Genomic DNA, 20,327 nt, shown 5'->3' with positions numbered 1-20,327 from the left:
CCGAAAGTGAGAAACTTGTTCAACTTCTTACTCGTTCTCCCGGTTGCCGGTCCCCTCAGGGCAGGCCGCCCCGTTCGCAGACCTGTGCCGCCACGTCCCGCAGTTTCACGTTGTTGTCCTGCGAGTACCGGCGCAGGGTCGCGAAGGCCTGGTCCTCGGTCAGGCGGTGCCTGCCCATGAGGATGCCCATGGCCTCCCCGATGGTGTGCCGGGTGCCGATGGCCTCCTGCAACTGGGCGTGCGTACGGGCGCTGGAGAAGGCGACCGCAGCGTGGGAGGCCAGCAGCCAGCCGGCCGTCTCGTCGGCCTCGGTGAACGCGCCGGGCTTGTACGAGTACAGGTTCAGCGCTCCGAGGTCCTCGTCCTCGGTGAAGAGCAGGAAGCCCATCATGCTGCCGAGGTTCAGCTTGCGTGCCTCGGGGACGTACTTGGGCCAGCGCCGGGCCTCGTCCCTGAAGTCGGCGATCCGGAACTGGCGCTCCCCGGTGGAGGAGCGGGCGGCGTCGAAACACGGGCCCTCCCTGACGCGCCCCTGCAGTTCGTCGCTGTCGATGACCACTTGTTCGGTGGGGGCCAGCGACTGCACGTGGTGGTTGCGCAGGATGAGGATGCCGGCGGCGTCGCAGTCCGCCACCAGTTCCGTGGCCGAGGCGGTGATCCTTTCGAGGGTGTCGTTCAGCGATTCCTGGGCCAGCAGGTCACGGGCCATCGAGGCCATCTGCTTGGCGAACCCGCGCCAGTCGTCCATGCCGATTCCTCCCTCACTCCCTGAAGGAGTGCCCAGAGACGGCCGGACGCAACAGGGGTGGACCGGCGCGACCCATCTTGTTTCACGTTACACCTAAATGCATAATGCGCTTATGGATACGTCACCGGAGGGCCCGGACGACCTGATCATCGCCGTGGAGCAGATGATCCGGTACGTGCGCCAGAGCGCCCGCACCGGCGGTCTCAGCACCGCCGCCTCCTCGACGCTGGCCAGACTGAGCCGCGAGGGCCCGCAGCGGCTGACCGAGCTGGCCAGGGCCGAGGGCGTCTCCCAGCCGAACATGACCCAGCTCGTCACGCGCCTGGAGCGCGCGGGGCTGGCCCGGCGCACCGCAGACGCGAGCGACGGCCGCGGCGTGCTCGTGGCGGTGACGTCCACCGGCATCGAGGTCCTGGACCGGCGGCGTGCCGAGCGTGCCGGGGCCCTCCGGCAGCTCATGGAGGACATGACCGGGCCGGAACGGCAGGCCACCACCACCGCGCTCCTGGCCCTGGCCCGGGTCATCCGCAACCGTCAGGAAACCTCGGAGGAACACCGCGCATGAGTGCACCACGTGGAAAGGCCGCCAGTCCCTTCCGCCAGCCCAAGGCCGTCTGGGCCGTCGCCTTCGCCTGTGTCATCTCGTTCATGGGCATCGGCCTGGTGGACCCGATCCTGCCCGCGCTGGCCGAGAGCCTGGACGCCACCCCCAGCCAGGTCTCCCTGCTGTTCAGCAGCTACCTGATCGTCACCGCCGTCGCCATGCTCTTCGTCGGCTGGGTCTCCAGCCGCATCGGCGCCAAGCGCACCCTGGTCACCGGCCTCGCCGTCATCGTCGTCTTCGCCGCCCTGGCGGGCGCCACCGACTCCATCAACGGCATCGTCGGCTTCCGCGCCGGCTGGGGACTGGGCAACGCCCTGTTCATCGCCACCTCACTCGCGGTCATCGTGGCCTCGGCCAGCGGCGGCTTCAGCGGCGCGATCATCCTCTACGAGACCGCCCTGGGCCTCGGCATCGCCGTCGGTCCGCTGCTCGGCGGCGAACTGGGCGGCATCAGCTGGCGCGGCCCCTTCTTCGGCGTCGCCGCCCTGATGGCCGTCGCCCTGATCGCCACCCTCGCCTTCGTCCCCGACCTGCCGAGGCCCAAGCGGGTCACCTCACCGCTCGCGCCGCTCAGGGCCCTGCGCCATCGCGGCCTGCTGACCATGGGCATCATGGCCCTGCTGTACAACTGGGGCTTCTTCACCATGCTCGGCTACGCCCCGTACCCGATGGAGTTGGAGGCCCACGAACTCGGCCTGGTCTTCACCGGCTGGGGCCTGCTGGTCGCCGCCTTCAGCGTCTTCTTCGCCCCCCGGCTGCAGGCCCGCTACGGCACCGCACCCGTCCTGTACGCCAACCTGCTCGGCCTCGCCGTCGTCATGGCCGTCATAGCCGCCGGCGTCACCGACCCCACCACCGTGATCGTCGCGGTGATCGTCAGCGGCGCCTTCATCGGCATCAACAACACCCTCACCACCCAGGCCGTCATGCTCGTCTCCCCGGTCGAGCGCCCCGTGGCCTCCTCCGCGTACGGCTTCCTGCGCTTCATCGGCGGCGGCCTGGCCCCCTACGTCGCCGGAAAGCTCGCCGACGCCACAGACCTGAGCGTCCCCTTCTACCTCGGCGCCGCCACCTTCCTCCTCGCCATCCCCGTCCTGGCCAGCGGCCACGGGCTGCTTCGCCGGGCCGAGACGGACACCGGTGAGGGAGAGTCAGTGACCCCGACGCTGACCCCCGTCGGCACCCCGGCCGCCACCGACGCGCCGCCCGTGGTCGTGGCCGTCGGCGCGCACCACGAGGCGGCCGCCGTCGTGGACGCCGCGGCACGGCTCGCCCGTGACACCGGAAGCCCGCTCGAGGTCGTCCACGTACGGCAGACCGCCGTCGTCGAGGAACAGGCCGCCGACACCGAGACCGACGAGGAGGCGAAGGCCGCCGTCACGGCGCACCTCGACCGGCTCGGCGGCCTCGGTGTCGCCGCCACCGGCCAGATCCTCACCGGCGTCGGCGACCACGCCGCCGCGGGCCGCGCTCTGGCCCGGCACGCCGCCGAGGCGGGCGCCCGCACGGTCGCGGTCGGCCGCTCCCCGCGCGGCCCGCTGAGTCAGTTCGCCGACGGGAGCTTCACCAGCGCCCTCACCCACGCCGCCACCTGCACCGTCGTCCTCGTCGACCCCGACGAGGAGCCGCGCCCCCTGACGGCGCGGTCACTGACGGAACTGCGCGCCGAAGCGCGCTGAACGGGCGCCCGCCGACGGTCAGAGGCCGTCGCCGCCGTCGAGCGACCTCCTGAGTCGTTCGGCGGCCTCCGGCGGCTGGATGCGCATGCCGGGCCGCCGGCGGTGCACGGTCAGGTACGTCACCCCGTCCGGCCCGGCCAGTACGGCCCGGGTCGAGCCGTGCGGCAGCCAGGTCAGGGAGCCCGCGCGCAGCAGGTGCCCGCCGTCGGCGGAGTCGAGGCGGGCCTCACCCCCGAGGACGAGGAGCAGGACGTCGAGGTCGGGCTCGGTGTGCGTGTCCACACGTTCCCCGGCGGGAAGACGGACGACGTTGGCGTCCAGCTGCCGTCCGGGTTCCGCCAGCTTCCACAGGGCACCGGCCGGTGTGTCGCCCCCCAGGGACACGAGTTCCGCCGTGTCGCACAGCAACCGGGGGAGGGGGGAGCCGGCCGCCGTACCGGAGGAGCCGCTGTCTTCCACTGCCATCAGGTGCCGCCCATCCGTGTACCCAACCGTGCCTGTCCGCCGCCCCCTTGAGCGGCGCGTCGGGGGTGCGGCCGGTCCAGTGACGCACTGCACAGGGCCCGTACCCCGGGTAAAGGCGAATCTAGCATGCGCATTTGATAGCTTCCTGGTGTGCGGCTGACGAAGTTCACCGACCTGGCGCTGCGTTCCGTCATGCGCCTGGCGGTCGTGAGAGACGGTGACGAACCGATGGCCACCCGAGAGGTGGCCGAGGTCGTCGGTGTGCCGTACACGCACGCGGCGAAGGCCATCACCCGCCTGCAGCACCTGGGTGTGGTGGAGGCGCGGCGCGGTCGCGGCGGCGGTCTGACGCTGACCGGCCTGGGGCGGCACGCCTCGGTGGGCTGGCTGGTGCGTCAGCTCGAGGGCGACGGCGAGGTGGTCGACTGCGAGGGCGACAGTCCGTGCCCGCTGCGCGGGGCCTGCCGGCTGCGAAGTGCGCTCCGCGACGCCCAGGAGGCGTTCTACGCGACCCTCGACCCGCTGACCGTGACCGACCTGGTGGCCTCACCGACCGGCCCGGTTCTGATCGGCCTGACGGAGCGCCCGCCCGGATGACGGGGGGCGCTGCGGAGGGCCGGCCGAGCTGTGACCCAAAACACGAATATCATCTACCAATTAAGGAGTCGCTGTGCTCTCCGAACAGTCCGTTCCCGTGGTCCGAGCCACCCTTCCCGCCGTCGGAGCGGCCATCGGTGACATTGCCGACCTGTTCTACCGCAAGATGTTCGCCGCCCACCCCGAGCTGCTGCGGGACCTGTTCAACCGCGGGAACCAGGCCAGCGGCGAGCAGCAGCGGGCCCTGGCCGGTTCGGTCGCGGCGTTCGCCGGCATGCTGCTGGAGAACCCGGACGAGCGTGCCGACGTGATGCTCTCGCGCATATCGCACAAGCACGCCTCGCTCGGCATCACCTCAGACCAGTACACCGTCGTCCACCGGCACCTCATGGCAGCCATCGTCGACGTGCTCGGCGACGCCGTCACCCCCGAGGTGGCCCGGGCCTGGGACGAGGTCTACTGGCTGATGGCCAACGCGCTCATCGCCCTGGAGGCCCGCCTCTACGCCGAGAAGGGCGTCGCGGACGGAGACGTCTGGCGGTCCATGGAGATCGTGGACCGGGTCGAGGAGAGCGCCGACGCGGTCTCCCTGGTTCTGGCGTCGGCCGACGACCGTCCCGTCGTACCGTTCCGGCCGGGCCAGTACGTCAGCGTCCAGGTCGAACTGCCCGACGGCGCCCACCAGATCCGCCAGTACAGCCTGTCCGCGGCGCCCGGCCGGTCCGACTGGCGCATCACCGTCAAGCGCGTCCGCGGCGACGGACAGCCGGACGGCGAGGTCTCCTCCTGGCTCTACGCGAACGCCCGCAAGGGCGACGTGCTCAGGGTGTCGCTGCCGGCCGGCGACCTGGCCCTGGCGGAGCACGACGGCCCGCTGCTGCTGGCCTCCGCCGGCATCGGCGTCACGCCGATCCTCTCGATGCTCGACCACCTGGCCGCCGCCGGCGTCACCCGCCCGGTGACCGTCGTGCACGCCGACCGCACCCCGGACGACCACGCCCACCGGCAGGAGCAGCTCGACCTGGTGCGTGCGCTGCCCGACGCCCGGCTCCACCTGTGGTACGAGGAGCCCGGCGACCGGGCACCGGAGGCGGCCACCGGCCGCGCCGACCTCAGCGGCATCGACCTGCCCGAGAACCTCACGGTCTACCTGTGCGGGCCGGTGCCCTTCATGCGCGCCGTCCGCGGCGACCTGCTGCGCCGCGGGGTGCCCGCGGAGGCCGTCCACTACGAGGTCTTCGGCCCCGACCTCTGGCTCGGGCAGCAGTAGTGGCGGCCGCCGTGGAACTCTCCCGCGGGCGTTAGGCCGCAGCGGTGAACGCGGTGCTGATCGCCGTGTCCACGCGGGCGTGCACGACCAGGCGGGGACCCGAGGTGTCGGCGTTGTCCTCCAGCAGCCGCCGGACCGGTGCGCTGTGGGTCACGACGGACATCAGGACACCGAGCCGCCCGCACCACTGATGGGCCCGGAGCACCGCACTGACCGCTGCGTGACCGGAGGCCCGCTCGGTCAGCACGATGACGACGGGCGTCGGCTGATGGGCGTCGACCAGGTTGGTGATGTGCGTGGTCAGCGTGGCCCGCCCGTCGATCCCCGGGTCCTGGTCCACCGTGATGACCAGGACCCCATGCTCCAGGGTGTGGGACAGCATCGCGGCCTCCGATCCGTCGCCTGGTGGCGAAGTTGTGTTCAGTGAAGGTGCCCGGGCCCGGGTCCGCAATGCGCCCCGCGACGACCGGCCGGCCGCCGGGACACCGGCGCCGAGTACGATCGGCCGGTCCGTCTTCGCCCCTCTCCGATCACCGCTGGGAGCCCCCGACCCGTGCCCGCCCTCCTGCCTCCGCCCCGCGCCGCGGCCGCCCGCCTGCTGGACCCGGAACACCTGACGCGCGTGGAGGACGGCGAGCGGCTGCACGCCCTGCTGTGGCGCCCCGGGCCCGGCTGGCGGATGGTCAGCAGCGCGGTACTGGGCGGCGGGCTCGCCGAGCGCGGGTGGGTGCTCAACGCCCAGGTCTCCCACGGCTACCGGCGTACCGACCCGGCACGGCACCTGGCGGACCTGGCTCGTGCCGCCGGTGCCCGCGGGCCCGGCGTGGGCCTGATGACGGCCGCCGACGTGTCCGCCTTCGGCCGTGCGCGGGACGGCGGGGCGGAGGCCGTGGCGACCGCGGGCATCTCGGTGCGCGGCTGGGCGGCCGTGCCCGGGGAGGGCGCCGCCCCGCCCTCCCCGCCCGGCACGGTCAACATCGTCGCCGCGCTGCCCGTGGCGCTGAGCGACGCCGCCCTCGTCAACGCGGTGATGACGGCGACCGAGGCCAAGGTCCAGGCGCTGCTCGACGCCGGTCTCGACTGCTCCGGCACCCCGACCGACGCGGTGTGCGTCGCCGCCAGGGCCCCGGCCGGCGGTGCCGAGACGCACGCCTTCGCGGGCCCCCGCTCCGAGTGGGGTGCCCGGCTCGCCCGGGCCGTCCACCGGGCCGTGGGCGCGGCGCTTCCCGCCGCCGCGCACCCCTGACGGGAACGGGCGCGGGCACACGTGCGTGCGGGCGGCCCGGCCGGGCCGCCCGCACGGCTGTCCGTCACCGGGGTCAGTGCTGGGAGGCCTTCTCCAGCGCCTTGTCCAGGGCCGCCTGGAAGCCGTTGGCCCACAGCTGGTTCACCCGGCTGCGCTCGGCGGAGTTCGGGTAGGGGTTGGTGCAGGACGGGCCGGGGCCGCCGCCCGACATCAGTTCGCTGCACGGTCCGGAGTAGTGGTCGGGCAGACCGAGCACGTGACCGGTCTCGTGGGCGGTCACCCGGGTCGAGTCGTACTGCTGGTTCTGCTGGTAGTCGAGGAAGATGTAGCCACTGCCGTGCCCGTTGGTGGAGGCGTACGAACCGCGCGAGTCGTTGCCCTCGTAGTACGCGAAGTCCGCTCCCGAACTGGACTCCGCGAGACGCACGTTGGACACCGAGCTGTTCCAGATCTGCGCGGAGCCGGCTATCTGGGAGCGGAAGCTGGGCGCGTTGGTGGTGCTGTAGTAGACGGTGACGGCCGCCGCCGACGTCGGATTGGCGGCGCGCTTCTCGGCGACGGACTTGACGACCGCCTCGAAGAACGCCCGGTTGGCGGCGGCGTCCTCGCCGGAGCCCGCCGAGGGCTCGTAGCCGAGCTGGGCCCGGACCGGCTCCTGGGGGGTGGCGGCCGTCGCGGCCGGGCCGGTGAGTACGGCGGCCGTCAGGCCGAGACCGACCGCGGTGGACAGCAGGGGCAGGTTGACACGCATCGATGACTCCTTGTGTGGGGGAGTGGGGAGAAGTCGTCACCGCTGAGTGTGGAGCGCCCGTGAGCCCGCTGTGATGATGGCAACCGGTGATAGGACCGGGCTATCACCCACCGTCCGGTCACTCGTTGCGGCTTTGACCAGAGTGCAGAACTCGCCCTGATCCGCCGCCTTTTGTTCACCTGGCGCAACCAACTGTTCCGCCCTACGCTCCCTGCATGGAGCTCGAGGTGAGGCACCTACGCGCGCTGTGCGCCATCGCCGACGCCGGCAGCCTGCACCGGGCGGCGCGCCAACTGGGCGTCGCGCAACCCACGTTGAGCACCCAGTTGGCCCGCATCGAACAGACCCTGGGCGGCCCCCTGTTCGTCCGGGAACGCACCGGCTGCCGTCCCACCCCGCTCGGCCGCACCGTGCTCGGCCGGGCCCGTCCGCTGCTGGCCGACATGAGCACCCTGGTCCGCGAGGCCCGGGCCGCCGCGGCCGGCGGCGACAGCAGGCTGCGGGTCGGCTCCACCGCCAGCCGCGCCCTGGCCGGCTGGCTGCGCCGGCTCAGACGTCCGGGCCTGGAACCCACCCTGCAGATGGACGTCTCCGCCAACGCGCTGCTGCGCCGGGTCACCGACGGCCAGCTCGACGTCGCCTTCGTGCACGAGGTCGAGGGCAGCGCCCTGCACATCCCCGAAGGTCTGCGGGTGCGGGTCCTGGTCGAGCGCGAACCGCAGTTCGTCATGCTGCCCGCCGACCACCCCGCGGCCGTCCGGCCCGTCGTGCGGCTCGCCGACCTCGCCGAGGACCGGTGGATGGTCGACCCCACCGTCGACGGCGAATGGGACGGCGTGCACCGCATGCTGCGCGCCGTCGGACTCAACCCCCGTGTCCTGCACGGCGACTACCACACCGCCGCCTCCCTCGTCGCCACCGGCGAGGTCGTCACGGTCTGCCAGCCCAGCTCCCAGTCCCGCCCCGACATGGCGGTACGGCGCCTGTACGGCGATCCCCTCGGCGTACGCCTGCTGCTGGCCGCCCGCACCCGCGCCGAGCTGGACGCCGTCTTCCCCGCGCTGGAGGACGCGTACTGGGAGGTCGCCCGTCAGTCCACCGCGTACCGGGAGTGGCTGGAAGGGGGCGGGGTCCGGACACTGCCCCCATGCCCGGTGGCCGCCGCCGGAACCGGCCGGGTGGAGTTCGTGCGGGCCCGCTGAGGGCTCCGTCGCCGTAGTCCCTCCGCCAGCAGAGTGATTTTCATACTGGGCCGGTGTGTCTGCGTGACGAACCGGTTACGGACAGCATCATGAGCTCTGCACGACGACTTCCCCCCTTGCGTTCGCTTGCCGTGATCGGCGCCCTGGGCGCCTCCGCACTGATGCTGACGGCCTGCACGAACGCCGATACGAACCGTTCCAGCGTCGCGGAGGCGGCCCAGACCGAGTCCCCCTCCCCGTCCGCCACCGACTCGATGTCCGAGTCCCCCTCCGGCTCTCCGTCGGCCTCGATGAACGAGGACCAGACCGAGCGTAAGGACCTCGTCTCCGCGGCGAAGGTCACCTGGGACAAGGCAGCCGACACCGCCGTCAAGGAGGTCCCCGAGGGCAAGCTCGTGGACCTCGAACTCAAGCGCACGGACGCCGACGCCACCGCGTCGCCGAGCGGCTCCCCGACCGGTTCGGCGAGCCCCGGCATGCCCAACCCCGCCCCCAGTGAGGGCGCCCCGGAGTGGGAGGCCAAGGTCGCCCAGTCCGACGGCACCCTGCACCGCATCGACATCGACGCGGTGAACGGCAAGGTCTTCCGCACCATGGTCGACCCGGACCAGGACCCCGACGACAAGACCCAGATCACCGAGTGGCTGGACAAGGCCAAGCAGACGCCGCAGCAGGCGGTCAAGGCGGCCACCGACAAGGCCAAGGGCACCGTCACCCACGTCGAGCTCGGCGACAACGACGACCAGCAGGTCGTCTGGGGCGTCGACGTGGTCGACAAGGCCAACTGGAACAAGACCACCGTCGACGTCGACGCGGCCAACGGCAAGGTGCTGAGCCAGGACGTCGACAACGACTGAGAACAGGCCCCCGGACACCGACGGGAGCAGCGGGCCGCGCGGCCCGCTGCTCCCGTTCCTCATGGCGTCAGGGCGTCACCCGGCCGGTGCGGCGGGCGCGGCGGGCACTGCGGCCCCGGCCGGCTCGCTCCCGCCGCCGCGCGGCAGCGTCAGCACGGCCAGGAAGCCCAGGACCGCCACCGCGGCGAAGAAGTAGAAGCCCCACGGGTGACCGACCCCCGAGGCGACCAGCGCGCCGGTGATCGACGGGCCGACGATCGAGCCAATCCGCCCGATCCCGGACGCCGAGCCGAGCGCGGTGCCGCGCACGGAGGCCGGGTAGAAGTGCGTCACATACGCGTAGACCAGCACCATGGCCGAGAAGACGAACACGCCGGTGAAGAAGACGACGACGTTGAGCAGCAGGTCGCTCTCCATCTTGATGCTCAGACACCCCAGCATGAGCACCGAGACCGCGAACCAGACCATCGTGGTGCCCTTGATGCCCCGCCGGTCGGCGACGAACCCGCCGAGGACCAGACCGACGACGCCGCCGACGTTGAGCACGAGCAGCTGGGTCACGGCCGTCGGCACGGGGTAGCCGGCGTCGTTCATCAGCTTCGGCAGCCAGGTGTTGAGGCCGTAGACGAGCAGCAGACCCATGAACGAGGCGACCCAGATGCCGATGCCCGCGCGCAGGTAGGCCGGCTTGAGCAGCTCGGTGAACGGCACCCGCCGCGCGCCGTCCTGCCTGGCCCGCTCGAAGGCCTGCGACTCCGGCAGCTTGAACCACTGGACGGCGGCGATCACCAGACCGACGACGCCCAGCAGGTAGAAGAGGATCTTCCAGTTGTCGGTCACCTGGAGGGCCAGCAGCGAGGTGATCACCGCGCCGGTGTGGTAGCCGGTCATGGTGAGAGTGCTGGCCCGCGCCCGGCGGCCGGCGGGCATGTGCTCGGCCATCATCGTCAGCGAGACCGGCATGCAGGCGCCCAGGCCCAGACCGGCGAGCAGGCGCAGCGCGGCGAACATCGCGACGGAGTTCGCCAGCGGCACCACGACGGTCAGGACCGAGAAGAGGACGACCGAGCCGATGAGCAGGCGACGCCGGCCCAGCCGGTCGGCCAGCGGGCCGACGCAGACCGCGCCGATGGCGACGCCCACGAGCGAGAGCGTCGCGATGGTGGTCGCGTCGCCCGCGGTCATGCCGAGATGGTGGGTCTTGAGCAGGGTGGGGATGATGGCGCCGAGGACGACGAGGTCGTAGCCCTCGAGCAGGACGGTGATCCAGCACAGGATCACCGTCCACGCGCCGCTGACGGCGCGTCCGGACTGCGCGGGTGCGCCGGACGTGGTGGTGGAAGCCATGATGACTCTCCCCCCGGGGGACGGGTGTGAGTGAGCGGAGCCGGACCGGCCGGGGCGGCCGGGAAGTACCCGGTACGGGTGACCGGGGGATCAGAACGGGTAGTCGGCGATGTCCGGGCGGACCGTGAGCCACTGGGTCTCGGTGAACGCCTCGACGTTGGCCGCGGCGCCGCCGAACCGGGAGCCGGTGCCGGAGGCCTTGACCCCGCCGAAGGGGGCGTTGGGCTCGTCGCCGACCGTCTGCTCGTTGATGTGCACCTTGCCGGAGTCGATGCGGTCGGCGAGCTTCATCGCCGTGCCGACGTCGCCGAGGATGCCGACCGACAGCCCGTACTCGCAGTCGTTGACGATCCGCGCGGCCTCCTCCGCCGAGGAGAAGGAGATGACGGGCGCCACCGGGCCGAAGATCTCCTCGCGCCAGGCCGGCATGTCCGTCGTCAGGCCGGCCAGCACGGTGGCGCGGTAGCCGGCGCCGTCGATCTCGCCGCCCGCGACGACCTTCGCGCCCGCCGCGACGCTGTCGGTGACGATGCCGTGCACCCGCTCCAGCTGCCGGCGGTCGATGATCGGACCCAGCGCCACGTCCTGACGCGCCGGGTCGCCCACCGGCAGGGCCTCGGCCTTCGCGGCGAGCGCGGCGGTGTACTCCTCCACCAGCGACTCGTGCACGATGTGCCGGCCCGTCGTCATGCAGATCTGCCCCTGGTGCAGGTACGAGCCGAACGCGCCCGCCGAGGCCGCCTTCGCCACGTCCGCGCCGGGCAGTACGACCAGGGCGTTGTTGCCGCCCAGCTCCAGGTGCGCCCGCTTCAGCAGCCGCCCGGCCTGCTCGCCGATCGCCCGTCCGACCGGTGTGGAACCGGTGAACGAGATCACCCGCACCTCGGGCGCCTCCACGACCGCCCGGCCGACCGCGCCGTCGCCCGGCAGCAGGTGCAGGACACCGGCCGGGAGCCCGGCCTCCTCGAAGATCCGGGCGATGACCACACCGCCGCTCACCGCGGTGCGCGGGTCGGGCTTGAGCAGCACGGCGTTGCCGAGCGCCAGCGCGGGGGCCACCGAACGCAGGCCGAGGACGAGCGGGAAGTTGAAGGGCGCTATCACGCTGACGACACCGGCGGGGCGGCGCCGGGCGAGCGACCAGCGGGCGTCCTCCGAGGTGAGCACCTCGCCCTGCGGATGCGTGGGAAGCCCGGCGCACTCGAAGCACTCGCCGATCGCGAGCCCCGCCTCGAAGCCCGCCTTGGACCGCACCGAGCCGGCCTCGCGCACCAGCCAGTCCTCGATCTCGGTGGCGTGCTCGGTGAACAGCTCACCCGCGCGCCGCAGCACGGCGGCGCGCCGCTGGGGCGAGGTCGCCGCCCACTCGCGCTGGGCCTCGGCGGCCCGGGCGGCGGCGCGGCTCACGTCCTCGGCCGCGGCCAGGCCCACCGTGCCGAGGCGGTCGCCGGTGGCGGGCTCGGTCACCGGCTGCTCGGTGGGGGAGTCCTGCCAGCCGTCGCTGTAGAACTTCCCGCCCCAGACGTCGCTGTCCAGGAGTGTCATCGTCTTCCCTCTCGTCGGGATCATCGGTCGGGATCATCGGTCGGTTTCGAGTTGGTTCAGGAAGGCGTGGTGAGGGCCGTGTCCACCTGGATCAGCCGCGGGTGGTCCGGCCGCTCGGCGAGCGCGGCGCGCAGTTCCGCGACCCCGCCGACGTGCCGGGCCCGCACGCCGTAACCCTCCGCGACGCGGGTGAAGTCGAGGCCCGGGATGTCGAGGCCCGGCGCGTCCGGCACACCGAGCAGACCGCCGAACCAGCGCAGCGCCCCGTACGTGCCGTTGCGCAGCAGGACGACGGTCAGCGGGACCCGGTGCTGCGCGGCCGTCCACAGGGCGGTGATGCCGTAGTTGGCCGAGCCGTCGCCGATCACGCCGACCACCGGGCGGTCGGGCTGCGCCATCGCGACGCCGACCGCGCCGGGCAGGCCGAAACCGAGCCCGCCGGCCGCCGGGAAGTAATAGGAGCCCTGGCGGCGCAGGTCCATCTGGCGCCACCACGCCGCATTGGTCGAGGTCGACTCGACGACGTACGCGGTGTCCCCGGGCAGTTCGTCGCGCAGCGCGGCGAAGACCTGCTCGGGGTGGAGCCCCGGCCCCTCGGCGGTCAGCGGCTCGGGCACGGACCGGTAGGAGTCCGTGCGGGTGGAAGCCGCCGGCAGCGACTCGAGGAGTACGTCGATGACGGCACCCGGATCCGCGACCAGCGCCTCGCCCATCGGCGCCCGCGCGGCGGCGGAGGCGTCCTCGGTCACCTGGATCAGCCGGGTGCCCTCGGGCAGGTACCGGCCGGGCAGGTACTCGTGGTAGCGGAAGACCGGCGCGCCCAGCACGAGCACCAGGTCGTGGCCCTCGAAGGCCTCGGAGATCGGCGCGATCCCGGCGGGCAGCACGCCCCGGAACTGCGGATGCCGGTTGGGGAACGGCAGCCGGAACTGCGAGGGCGCCGCCCACACGGGCCCGCCGAGCCGCTCGGCCAGCCGGACGGCGTCGTCGAATCGGCCGGCGGAGTCGATGTCGCCGCCCAGCACCAGCGCGGGGCGCCTGGCCGAGGCGACCTGCTCCACGAGCCACCGGCGCTGCTCGCCGCCGGGCGCCGAAGCCCGCGACACCTGCCGGTCGAGCACGGCCAGGGCGTTGTCGTCGACCTCGGCCGCCCAGTCGTCGTACGGCACCGACAGATACGTGGGCCGCCGCTGGAGCCGCGCCTCGAAGACGGCCTGGGCGAGCGCGCGCGGCACGTCCCCGGCACACGCGGGCTCCGCCGCCCAGCCGACCAGCGGCTTCATCAGGGCCGGGGCGTCGACGCTGGCCAGGTTGGCCTCGGGGCCGATGGCCGGCCGCACCTGCTGCCCGGCGACCACCACGAGTGGCGTACGGGAGGCGACTGCGTTCGTCAGGGCGCCCATCGCGTTGCCGGAACCGGAGGCGGCGTGCAGGTTGACCAGTACCGGGCGGCCGGTCGCCTGGGCGTACCCGTCGGCCATGCCGACGACGGCGCCCTCGTGCAGACCGAGGACGTAGCGGAAGCCGTCGGGCAGCCCGGCGAGGAAGGGCAGCTCGTTGGAGCCCGGGTTGCCGAAGACGGTGGTGAGCCCCTGGCGTTCCAGGAACTCGTGGGAGACACGACGCACGGATGGCACGGACATTCCTTTCGAAGTGACGCGGGACACGCTAGGCACCCCGCGACATGGGCACCAATAGATGTTTCGCCACTCCGATATAGAGTCTTTCGATATGGGGACCTTCGATCTCAACCTGGCCCGCGTCTTCGTGCTGCTCTACGAGACCGGCAGCGTCACGGCCACCGCCGAGACGCTCCACGTCACCCAGCCCACCGTCAGCTACAGCCTGGGCAAGCTGCGACGGCACTTCGACGACGAGCTGTTCCGCCGCAACGGACGCGGGCTGACCCCCACCGCCGGCGCCCGTCGGCTGTACCTGCCGCTCCAGCGCGCGCTGGCGGAGATCGACGGGACGGTCCGCCAGGGCGACCTCTTCGACGACGGGACCATGTCCGGCCGTTTCACCATCGCCCTGTCCGACCTCGGCGAGGCGACGCTGCTGCCGAGGCTCGTGGCCGCGGCGCGCGAGCGGGCGCCCGGGGTGTCGTTCACCGTCCGCCCCTTCGACGTGGAGGACGCCGAGGGCCAGCTGCGCCGCGGCGACCTCGACGTGTTCGTGGCCACCCCGGTGATCACCTCGCACCTGACCGTGCGCATCCCGCTCTTCCGCGAGCGCTACGTCCTCATGGTCGCCGCGGACCATCCGCGCGTGCGGGGCGACGCGGTCACGGCCGGGGACCTGGCGGCGGAGCACCACGCGACGGTGTTCGGCCCGAGCGGTCACGTCACGCCCAGGGCCCTGCTCGGCGCCCACGGGCTGCTCGAACGGGTGGCCGTGGACGCCACCCGCTTCTCGATGCTGCCCTATCTGCTGGAACAGACCGACCTGGTGGCCATCGTCCCCGAGTACGTCGGCGAGGTCTTCACCGCCTCCCACCGGGTGCGGCTGGTGCGCCTGCCGTTCGAGACCGAGCCCATCGAGATCGCCCTGTACGCGCGGCACGAGTCCTCGCGCAGCCCGGCGCAGCGCTGGCTCGTGCAGTTCATGGCCGAGGTGCTGGGCGAGCAGGTGAGCCCGGCCCAACTGCCGCCGACCGCGGCGGTCACGTGAGTGCCACCGGCCGGTGAGCAGCGTCGGCGCCACCGGCTCGCCGGGGCCGGGAAGCGTGCTTCAGGACGGTGCCGGTGCGGAGGAACACCGGATGCCGTGGTCGTCGGCGAGCCGGCGCACCGCGAGGCCCGGGAACCGGCGGTCGGTGAGCGCGTAGTCGCCGATGCCCGGGTGCAGTTGGCGGATCCGGTCGTCGGCCTGCTGGGCGGTGGTCACGCAACGCCGAACGCATTCAGAGGAGTTGGGGGCAGCGAAGGCTCCGTCGAGGGCGCCGCCTCCCACCCGTGCGGGACGTCCGCGTTTGCCGACTCGGTGACGGGCAAGGCGGTGTCCATGAGCGATCCGAACAAGGACACGAACAAGAAGCCCGCCGGCACGCGGACCGCCGAGGCCAAGGCACGGGGCGCCGCCGAGAAGGCCACCGCGCCCGCCTCACGGGCGGGACAGGCCGCCACCGCCAAGGCGGCTGACGCCGCGTCGGCCGCCAAGGCCGGAGCCCAGCGCTCCGCCGATGCCGCGAACGGAGCCGTCCAGACGGCGGCCAAGGGCGTCGCGGCCGGCCGGCAGGCCGTCGTCACCGCCTCGGGGCAGGTCGCGGCCACGGCGAAGACGGCGTGGACGGTCATCGCCCACCGCAGGCTCGTCGCCGCCGGCGTGGGCGCCGGCCTCACCGCCGTGAGCGCCGCGTCGTACGCGGTGGGCCGCCGCGCCGGACGGCAGACGCAGGGCCCCCTCACCCGTCTCACCGGCGGCCGGATCTGACACCGGCCGGAACGCACCGCGCCACTGCGCTGTCCCCGCCCGGACGGGGGAAGATGGGACCCGCGAGCGAAGTCCCGACCGACGCGGAGGAGTGGGCGCATGCAGCACGAGCGAGCCGGAAAGCCGGCCGGCCCCGAAGACCTGATCGACGTGGCCCGGCTGGTGACGGCGTACTACGCCCTGCACCCGGACCCGGCCGAGCCGGGGCAGCGCGTGGCCTTCGGGACGTCGGGGCACCGGGGTTCGTCCCTGGCGGCGGCGTTCAACGAGGACCACATCGCCGCCACCAGCCAGGCCATCTGCGAGTACCGCTCCGCGCAAGGCACCGACGGCCCGCTCTTCCTGGGCGCCGACACCCACGCCCTGTCCGAGCCCGCGAGGGTCACCGCACTGGAGGTGTTCGCCGCCAACGACGTGACCGTCCTCATCGACGACGCGGACGGCTACACCCCCACCCCGGCGGTCTCCCACGCCATCCTCACCCACAACCGGGGCCGCGCCTCGGGCCCGGCCGACGGCGTGGTCGTCACCCCCTCGCACAACCCGCCCGCCGACGGCGGCTTCAAGTACAACCCGCCGCACGGCGGCCCCGCCGGCTCCGAGGCCACTTCCTGGATCCAGGACCGGGCCAACGAGATCATCACGGCGGGACTGAAGGACGTACGCCGTGTCCCCTACGCCCAGGCGCTCGCCGCGCCGGGGACCGGCCGCTACGACTTCCTCGACGCCTACGTCCGCGACCTGCCGAGCGTCCTCGACCTCGACGCGATCCGCTCGGCCGGCGTGCGCATCGGCGCGGACCCGCTCGGCGGCGCCTCCGTCGCGTACTGGGGCCGGATCGCCGAGCAGCACCGCCTGGACCTGACGGTGGTCAACCCGCTCGCCGACCCGACCTGGCGGTTCATGACGCTCGACTGGGACGGCAAGATCCGCATGGACTGCTCGTCGCCGCACGCCATGGCCTCCCTCATCGAGCAGCGCGACCGCTTCACCATCGCCACGGGCAACGACGCCGACGCCGACCGGCACGGCATCGTCACCCCCGACGGCGGACTGATGAACCCCAACCACTACCTCGCCACCGCCATCGCCTACCTGTACGCCCACCGCGCCGACTGGCCGGCCGACGCGGGCGTCGGCAAGACGCTGGTGTCCTCCGGCATGATCGACCGGGTCGCCGCCGACCTCGGCCGGCGGCTGGTCGAAGTCCCCGTGGGCTTCAAGTGGTTCGTGGACGGCCTGGTCGACGGCTCCCTCGGCTTCGGCGGCGAGGAATCCGCCGGGGCGTCCTTCCTGCGCCGGGACGGCTCCGTGTGGACCACCGACAAGGACGGCATCATCCTCGCGCTGCTGGCCTCCGAGATCACCGCCGTCACCGGCAAGACGCCCTCGGAGCACTACGCCGCGCTCACCGCCCGCTTCGGCGAACCCGCCTACGCCCGCATCGACGCCCCCGCCACCCGCGAGGAGAAGGCCCGCCTGGCCAAGCTGTCCCCGGCCCAGGTCACCGCCGACACCCTCGCCGGGGAACCGGTCATCGCCGTGCTCACCGAGGCACCGGGCAACGGCGCCCCCATCGGCGGCATCAAGGTGACCACCGAGAACGCCTGGTTCGCGGCCCGGCCCTCCGGCACCGAGGACGTCTACAAGATCTACGGCGAGTCGTTCCGCGGCGCGGACCACCTCCGGCAGGTGCAGGACGAGGCCAGGACCGTCGTCCTCGGCGCCCTGGGCGGCTGACGCCGTCCCGCAGGCGCCGTACCGCGGCCCCCGGACCGGTCAGTCACGGCCGGTCCGGGGGAGTGCCACGGTCAGGTCCCGGATCTCGTAGCCGCCGATCGCCTCCTGGAACGTCACATGCGGTGCCCCGCTCATCCGGACGCCGTCGAGGGCGAACAGGCGGCTGAGGAAGACATCGGTCTCCAGCAGGGCGATGTGCGCGCCGGGACACCGGTGCGGGCCGTCGCCGAAGGAGAGGCCCGCGCCGACCACCTCGGCCCGCTCGGGACGGACGAGCAGTGGGTCGTCCCCCACGGCCTTCGGGTCGCTGTTGGCGTCGTCCAGGTGGACCACGACGTGTTCGCCGGGGCGCACCGTCACCGGACCGCCGGGACAGGGCAGTTCCACCGGCTCCGTGGCCCGCCTGCGCAGCCGCCCGATGACGGGCTCCAGCCGCAGCAGTTCCCGGAGGACGGCCAGGCGCCCCGCCTCGTCCGCCGACCGGTAGCGGTCGAGCAGCTCGGCGTCCGAGAAGAGGTGCCAGGCGGCCAGACACACGAACTCGCGCGTGGTGACCATGCCCGCCGCCGCGAACGTCAGGCACTCACCGAGGATCTCGACGTCCGAGCAGCCCTCCGCGATCAGGTGGGAGATCAGGTCGTCGTGCTCACGGCGGCGGTGCGCGCGGATCGCGGGGCGCACGTCGGCCAGGTGGATGCGGAGCCAGTTGGTGTTCTGCCGCACCAGCCAGTACAGGCCCCGGACACTGGTCAGTCCGGGCTCGCCGAACTCCCGGGGGAAGAACCGCTCCAGCCGGCGCCGGATGCCGGGCCTGCCGTACCGCAGCCCGACGACCTCGCTCACCACGCCGACGGCCAGACCGAAGGCGAGATCGGACAGCGGGGCCTCGCCGGCCGAGCGCAGGGCGGCCAGTTGTTCCTCCGCGATCCGGACCATCGGCTCGCGGTAGTGCTCGTCCACCCGGCGGGGCGTGAAGTAGCGGGCGGTCTGCCTGCGGTGCTCCCGGTGCTCGGGGCCGTCCCGGTAGAGCACGGGCCGGCGGACGCGCGGCGGGAGCTTCTCCACCGTCTCGATGCCGAGACCGGCCTGCACGGTGCCCGGGCCGCGCAGCAGCGCCCGCGCGACGGCGAAATCGTGCACCTGCCAGCTCCCGTCCGCCGCCCGGCCCACCGGGCACCCCGGCCGGGCCCGCCCCCGGTCGGCCTTCCGCGCGCAGACCTGTCCGTCCTGCTCCACGTGGCCACCCCCACTCCGGCCGAGCGGCCCCGTTGGCCACCCGGCTCGACGACGTGGTCAACAGGATCGGCCACCCCGCCCGGCGCCGACCAGCCCCGAAACGGCCGAGTCGGCAGCCTCGAAACGGCCGGGTCGGCACTCCCGGAAACGAGTCGGCGGTCCTGGAAATGGGGTGCGTCCGTCCGGACGGCCGTGCGAGGCTCCGCCGGTGGAACGTGACCAGATCTCCCGCCTCGCCCATGCCGACCACCCGATCGCGGCCCCGCTCGACGACGAGTCCGTACGCCGGCTCCTGACCCGGGCGGTCCCCGGCGACGGCGCCCGCCTGCTCGACCTGGGCTGCGGTGGCGGGGAATGGCTCCTGCGCGCCCTCGTCGGGCATCCGCGTCTCACGGCCGAGGGAGTCGACCTCTCCGGGAGCGCCCTCGACCACGCCCGCGCGGCGGCTGCGCGGCTCGGGGTGGCGGACCGGCTCACCCTGCACCGTCGGGACGCCGCCGGCTTCACCGCCCCGCACCCCTTCGACCTGGTCCTGTGCGTCGGCTCCACCCACGCCTTCGGCGGCCTGCCCGCCACCCTCGCCGCCGCACGCGAGCACCTGGCGCCCGGGGGACGCGTCCTGGTCGGTGAAGGGTTCTGGGAACGCGATCCGTCCCCCGAGGCGGTCGGGATGCTCGGTGACCTCGCCGACCTGCCGACCACCCTCGACCGGGTCGTCGCGGACGGCTGGACGCCCGTCGGCGGGCACATCAGCACCCGCCGGGAACTCGACGACTACGAGTGGTCCTGGACCGGGACACTGGCCGCGTGGGCCCTGGACCACCCCGCCGGCCCCGACCGCGCGCAGGCGCTCGGGACGGCCACCGCCCACCGCGACGGGTGGGTGCGGGGCTACCGGGAGTCCTTCGGCTTCCTCTGCCTGGTCCTGCGCCCGACGGACGGCTGACGCCACTGTCACGCAGGGCCCGTGCAGAGGCGGGTGATGTTTGCCGGATTCGGGGGTAGACGGGCTGGCGTAAACGGTCAAGGCTCAGGAAGAGGGCGGATCGGATGGACGGGGCTGCCCGCATCGGGGACCGGCGGAGGGACGAGCCGGTGAAGGTTTCGGCAGAGTACGAGGGCATTCCCGGCGACATCGCCCGGGGGCGGGAGCTGGCCCGGCTGTTTCTGGCACGCGTGCGGGCGGCGCAGGGGGCCAGGGTGTCCGAGCGCGCGGTGGAAGTGGTGCAACTGGTGGTCAGCGAGCTGCTGACGAACGCCTGCAAGTACGCGCCCGGCCCCTCGACCGTCGATCTCGAGCTGGCCGAGGACCGGGTGGAGGTCACGGTGTGGGACAGCGAGCCGGTGCTGCCCGTGCCCCACCCCGCGGACCCCGACCGTGTCGGGCGGCACGGGCTGGAGATCGTCATGGCCGTCTGCCAGAGCTTCGAGGTGCACAGGGAACCGGTCGGCAAGCGCATGCGGGCCGCGGTGAGGCTCGTCGACGACCTGCAGGGCGCGACCGCCCTCGGCTGCTCGGCCTGACCCGCCTGCGGAGACACGCCACTCGTCGCCGACCGGGGCGCCGCCGTCGCCCAGCGGTGCCGTCGTCCTCCGGCCGGTTCGCGC

21 protein-coding genes are annotated in these 20,327 nt (G+C 73.0%); 12 read left to right on the top strand and 9 right to left on the bottom strand.

What is annotated here, in order from left to right; all coding sequences use genetic code 11:
* Positions 1-55: 55 nt before the first annotated feature.
* The gene (locus ACIQFU_RS10320; RefSeq protein ID WP_402550434.1) at positions 56-748 is read right to left on the bottom strand and encodes a GAF and ANTAR domain-containing protein; all 693 of its coding nucleotides are present in this window, start codon (positions 746-748) and stop codon (positions 56-58) included.
* A 112-nt stretch (positions 749-860) separates the two neighbouring features.
* Between ACIQFU_RS10320 and ACIQFU_RS10315 the strand changes: the two genes are divergently transcribed.
* Positions 861-1,313 carry a MarR family winged helix-turn-helix transcriptional regulator gene (locus tag ACIQFU_RS10315; protein WP_402550433.1) on the top strand — a complete coding sequence of 151 codons (453 nt, stop codon included), beginning with the start codon at positions 861-863 and terminating at the stop codon, positions 1,311-1,313.
* On the top strand, positions 1,310-3,031 hold the full coding sequence (locus ACIQFU_RS10310) for an MFS transporter (RefSeq protein ID WP_402550432.1): 1,722 nt from the start codon (positions 1,310-1,312) through the stop codon (positions 3,029-3,031). The genes ACIQFU_RS10315 and ACIQFU_RS10310 overlap by 4 nt, the downstream gene beginning before the upstream one ends.
* Before the next feature lie 18 nt (positions 3,032-3,049).
* On the opposite strand, the gene ACIQFU_RS10305 is transcribed toward ACIQFU_RS10310, so the two are convergent.
* Entirely contained in the window at positions 3,050-3,496 is a 447-nt protein-coding gene (locus ACIQFU_RS10305) for a hypothetical protein (protein ID WP_402550431.1), read from the bottom strand.
* A 150-nt stretch (positions 3,497-3,646) separates the two neighbouring features.
* Between ACIQFU_RS10305 and nsrR the strand changes: the two genes are divergently transcribed.
* Together nsrR and ACIQFU_RS10295 are read left to right on the top strand one after the other, a co-directional pair.
* Complete coding sequence (gene nsrR / locus ACIQFU_RS10300; RefSeq protein ID WP_402550430.1) at positions 3,647-4,093, top strand: nitric oxide-sensing transcriptional repressor NsrR; 447 nt, start codon at positions 3,647-3,649, stop codon at positions 4,091-4,093.
* A 73-nt stretch (positions 4,094-4,166) separates the two neighbouring features.
* Positions 4,167-5,363, top strand: a complete 1,197-nt coding sequence (locus ACIQFU_RS10295; RefSeq protein WP_402550429.1) for a globin domain-containing protein — start codon at positions 4,167-4,169, stop codon at positions 5,361-5,363.
* Between the two features lie 31 nt (positions 5,364-5,394).
* On the opposite strand, the gene ACIQFU_RS10290 is transcribed toward ACIQFU_RS10295, so the two are convergent.
* A complete protein-coding gene (locus ACIQFU_RS10290) occupies positions 5,395-5,745 on the bottom strand; it encodes a hypothetical protein (protein ID WP_402550428.1) in 351 nt (116 codons plus the stop codon).
* A 171-nt stretch (positions 5,746-5,916) separates the two neighbouring features.
* On the opposite strand from ACIQFU_RS10290, the gene ACIQFU_RS10285 reads away from it, so the two are divergent.
* Positions 5,917-6,609, top strand: a complete 693-nt coding sequence (locus ACIQFU_RS10285; RefSeq protein WP_402550427.1) for an adenosylcobinamide amidohydrolase — start codon at positions 5,917-5,919, stop codon at positions 6,607-6,609.
* A 73-nt stretch (positions 6,610-6,682) separates the two neighbouring features.
* On the opposite strand, the gene snpA is transcribed toward ACIQFU_RS10285, so the two are convergent.
* Positions 6,683-7,360, bottom strand: coding sequence for a snapalysin (gene snpA / locus ACIQFU_RS10280; RefSeq protein WP_402550426.1), 678 nt, complete (start codon positions 7,358-7,360; stop codon positions 6,683-6,685).
* 215 nt (positions 7,361-7,575) lie between these two features.
* Here snpA and ACIQFU_RS10275 point away from each other — a divergent pair, with 215 nt between their 5' ends.
* Both ACIQFU_RS10275 and ACIQFU_RS10270 read left to right on the top strand, forming a co-directional pair.
* Entirely contained in the window at positions 7,576-8,562 is a 987-nt protein-coding gene (locus ACIQFU_RS10275; RefSeq protein WP_402550425.1) for a LysR substrate-binding domain-containing protein, read from the top strand.
* Between the two features lie 89 nt (positions 8,563-8,651).
* The gene (locus tag ACIQFU_RS10270) at positions 8,652-9,419 is read left to right on the top strand and encodes a PepSY domain-containing protein (protein WP_402550424.1); all 768 of its coding nucleotides are present in this window, start codon (positions 8,652-8,654) and stop codon (positions 9,417-9,419) included.
* A 75-nt stretch (positions 9,420-9,494) separates the two neighbouring features.
* On the opposite strand, the gene ACIQFU_RS10265 is transcribed toward ACIQFU_RS10270, so the two are convergent.
* The 3 genes from ACIQFU_RS10265 to mdlC form a co-directional block, all read right to left on the bottom strand.
* A complete protein-coding gene (locus ACIQFU_RS10265; RefSeq protein WP_402550423.1) occupies positions 9,495-10,766 on the bottom strand; it encodes an MFS transporter in 1,272 nt (423 codons plus the stop codon).
* A 90-nt stretch (positions 10,767-10,856) separates the two neighbouring features.
* Positions 10,857-12,311 carry a benzaldehyde dehydrogenase gene (locus ACIQFU_RS10260; RefSeq protein WP_402550422.1) on the bottom strand — a complete coding sequence of 485 codons (1,455 nt, stop codon included), beginning with the start codon at positions 12,309-12,311 and terminating at the stop codon, positions 10,857-10,859.
* A 56-nt stretch (positions 12,312-12,367) separates the two neighbouring features.
* The gene (gene mdlC, locus ACIQFU_RS10255; protein ID WP_402550421.1) at positions 12,368-13,948 is read right to left on the bottom strand and encodes a benzoylformate decarboxylase; all 1,581 of its coding nucleotides are present in this window, start codon (positions 13,946-13,948) and stop codon (positions 12,368-12,370) included.
* Between the two features lie 94 nt (positions 13,949-14,042).
* Here mdlC and ACIQFU_RS10250 point away from each other — a divergent pair, with 94 nt between their 5' ends.
* On the top strand, positions 14,043-14,981 hold the full coding sequence (locus ACIQFU_RS10250; protein ID WP_402550420.1) for a LysR substrate-binding domain-containing protein: 939 nt from the start codon (positions 14,043-14,045) through the stop codon (positions 14,979-14,981).
* Between the two features lie 60 nt (positions 14,982-15,041).
* Here ACIQFU_RS10250 and ACIQFU_RS10245 read toward each other — a convergent pair whose 3' ends face one another.
* Complete coding sequence (locus tag ACIQFU_RS10245; RefSeq protein WP_402550419.1) at positions 15,042-15,197, bottom strand: hypothetical protein; 156 nt, start codon at positions 15,195-15,197, stop codon at positions 15,042-15,044.
* Positions 15,198-15,314: 117 nt separating this feature from the next.
* Here ACIQFU_RS10245 and ACIQFU_RS10240 point away from each other — a divergent pair, with 117 nt between their 5' ends.
* Complete coding sequence (locus tag ACIQFU_RS10240) at positions 15,315-15,743, top strand: hypothetical protein (RefSeq protein ID WP_402550418.1); 429 nt, start codon at positions 15,315-15,317, stop codon at positions 15,741-15,743.
* A gap of 99 nt (positions 15,744-15,842) precedes the next feature.
* Positions 15,843-17,483, top strand: coding sequence for a phosphoglucomutase (alpha-D-glucose-1,6-bisphosphate-dependent) (gene pgm / locus ACIQFU_RS10235; protein WP_402550417.1), 1,641 nt, complete (start codon positions 15,843-15,845; stop codon positions 17,481-17,483).
* A gap of 39 nt (positions 17,484-17,522) precedes the next feature.
* Here pgm and ACIQFU_RS10230 read toward each other — a convergent pair whose 3' ends face one another.
* Entirely contained in the window at positions 17,523-18,719 is a 1,197-nt protein-coding gene (locus ACIQFU_RS10230) for a cytochrome P450 (protein WP_402550416.1), read from the bottom strand.
* A gap of 208 nt (positions 18,720-18,927) precedes the next feature.
* Here ACIQFU_RS10230 and ACIQFU_RS10225 point away from each other — a divergent pair, with 208 nt between their 5' ends.
* The gene (locus ACIQFU_RS10225) at positions 18,928-19,665 is read left to right on the top strand and encodes an SAM-dependent methyltransferase (protein WP_402550415.1); all 738 of its coding nucleotides are present in this window, start codon (positions 18,928-18,930) and stop codon (positions 19,663-19,665) included.
* Between the two features lie 104 nt (positions 19,666-19,769).
* Positions 19,770-20,243 (top strand): ATP-binding protein, encoded by a 474-nt coding sequence (locus ACIQFU_RS10220; RefSeq protein WP_402550414.1) that lies wholly within the window; start codon positions 19,770-19,772, stop codon positions 20,241-20,243.
* Positions 20,244-20,327: the final 84 nt, after the last annotated feature.

The sequence above is a fragment of the Streptomyces sp. NPDC093065 genome, assembly GCF_044754585.1.
Classification (GTDB): Bacteria; Actinomycetota; Actinomycetes; order Streptomycetales; family Streptomycetaceae; genus Streptomyces.
Note: the sequence above shows the minus strand (reverse complement) of the source record. Positions and strands in the feature narration are given on the sequence as shown.

Excerpts from the sequence above, each read along its gene's own strand:
- ACIQFU_RS10270 (WP_402550424.1), top strand. The coding sequence starts at position 8,652 with ATGAGCTCTGCACGACGACTTCCCCCCTTGCGTTCGCTTGCCGTGATC.
- ACIQFU_RS10265 (WP_402550423.1), bottom strand. The coding sequence starts at position 10,766 with ATGGCTTCCACCACCACGTCCGGCGCACCCGCGCAGTCCGGACGCGCC.
- pgm (WP_402550417.1), top strand. The coding sequence starts at position 15,843 with ATGCAGCACGAGCGAGCCGGAAAGCCGGCCGGCCCCGAAGACCTGATC.
- ACIQFU_RS10315 (WP_402550433.1), top strand. The coding sequence starts at position 861 with ATGGATACGTCACCGGAGGGCCCGGACGACCTGATCATCGCCGTGGAG.
- ACIQFU_RS10305 (WP_402550431.1), bottom strand. The coding sequence starts at position 3,496 with ATGGCAGTGGAAGACAGCGGCTCCTCCGGTACGGCGGCCGGCTCCCCC.
- ACIQFU_RS10260 (WP_402550422.1), bottom strand. The coding sequence starts at position 12,311 with ATGACACTCCTGGACAGCGACGTCTGGGGCGGGAAGTTCTACAGCGAC.
- ACIQFU_RS10290 (WP_402550428.1), bottom strand. The coding sequence starts at position 5,745 with ATGCTGTCCCACACCCTGGAGCATGGGGTCCTGGTCATCACGGTGGAC.
- ACIQFU_RS10220 (WP_402550414.1), top strand. The coding sequence starts at position 19,770 with ATGGACGGGGCTGCCCGCATCGGGGACCGGCGGAGGGACGAGCCGGTG.
- ACIQFU_RS10240 (WP_402550418.1), top strand. The coding sequence starts at position 15,315 with ATGAGCGATCCGAACAAGGACACGAACAAGAAGCCCGCCGGCACGCGG.
- ACIQFU_RS10275 (WP_402550425.1), top strand. The coding sequence starts at position 7,576 with ATGGAGCTCGAGGTGAGGCACCTACGCGCGCTGTGCGCCATCGCCGAC.
- ACIQFU_RS10320 (WP_402550434.1), bottom strand. The coding sequence starts at position 748 with ATGGACGACTGGCGCGGGTTCGCCAAGCAGATGGCCTCGATGGCCCGT.
- ACIQFU_RS10310 (WP_402550432.1), top strand. The coding sequence starts at position 1,310 with ATGAGTGCACCACGTGGAAAGGCCGCCAGTCCCTTCCGCCAGCCCAAG.
- ACIQFU_RS10250 (WP_402550420.1), top strand. The coding sequence starts at position 14,043 with ATGGGGACCTTCGATCTCAACCTGGCCCGCGTCTTCGTGCTGCTCTAC.
- snpA (WP_402550426.1), bottom strand. The coding sequence starts at position 7,360 with ATGCGTGTCAACCTGCCCCTGCTGTCCACCGCGGTCGGTCTCGGCCTG.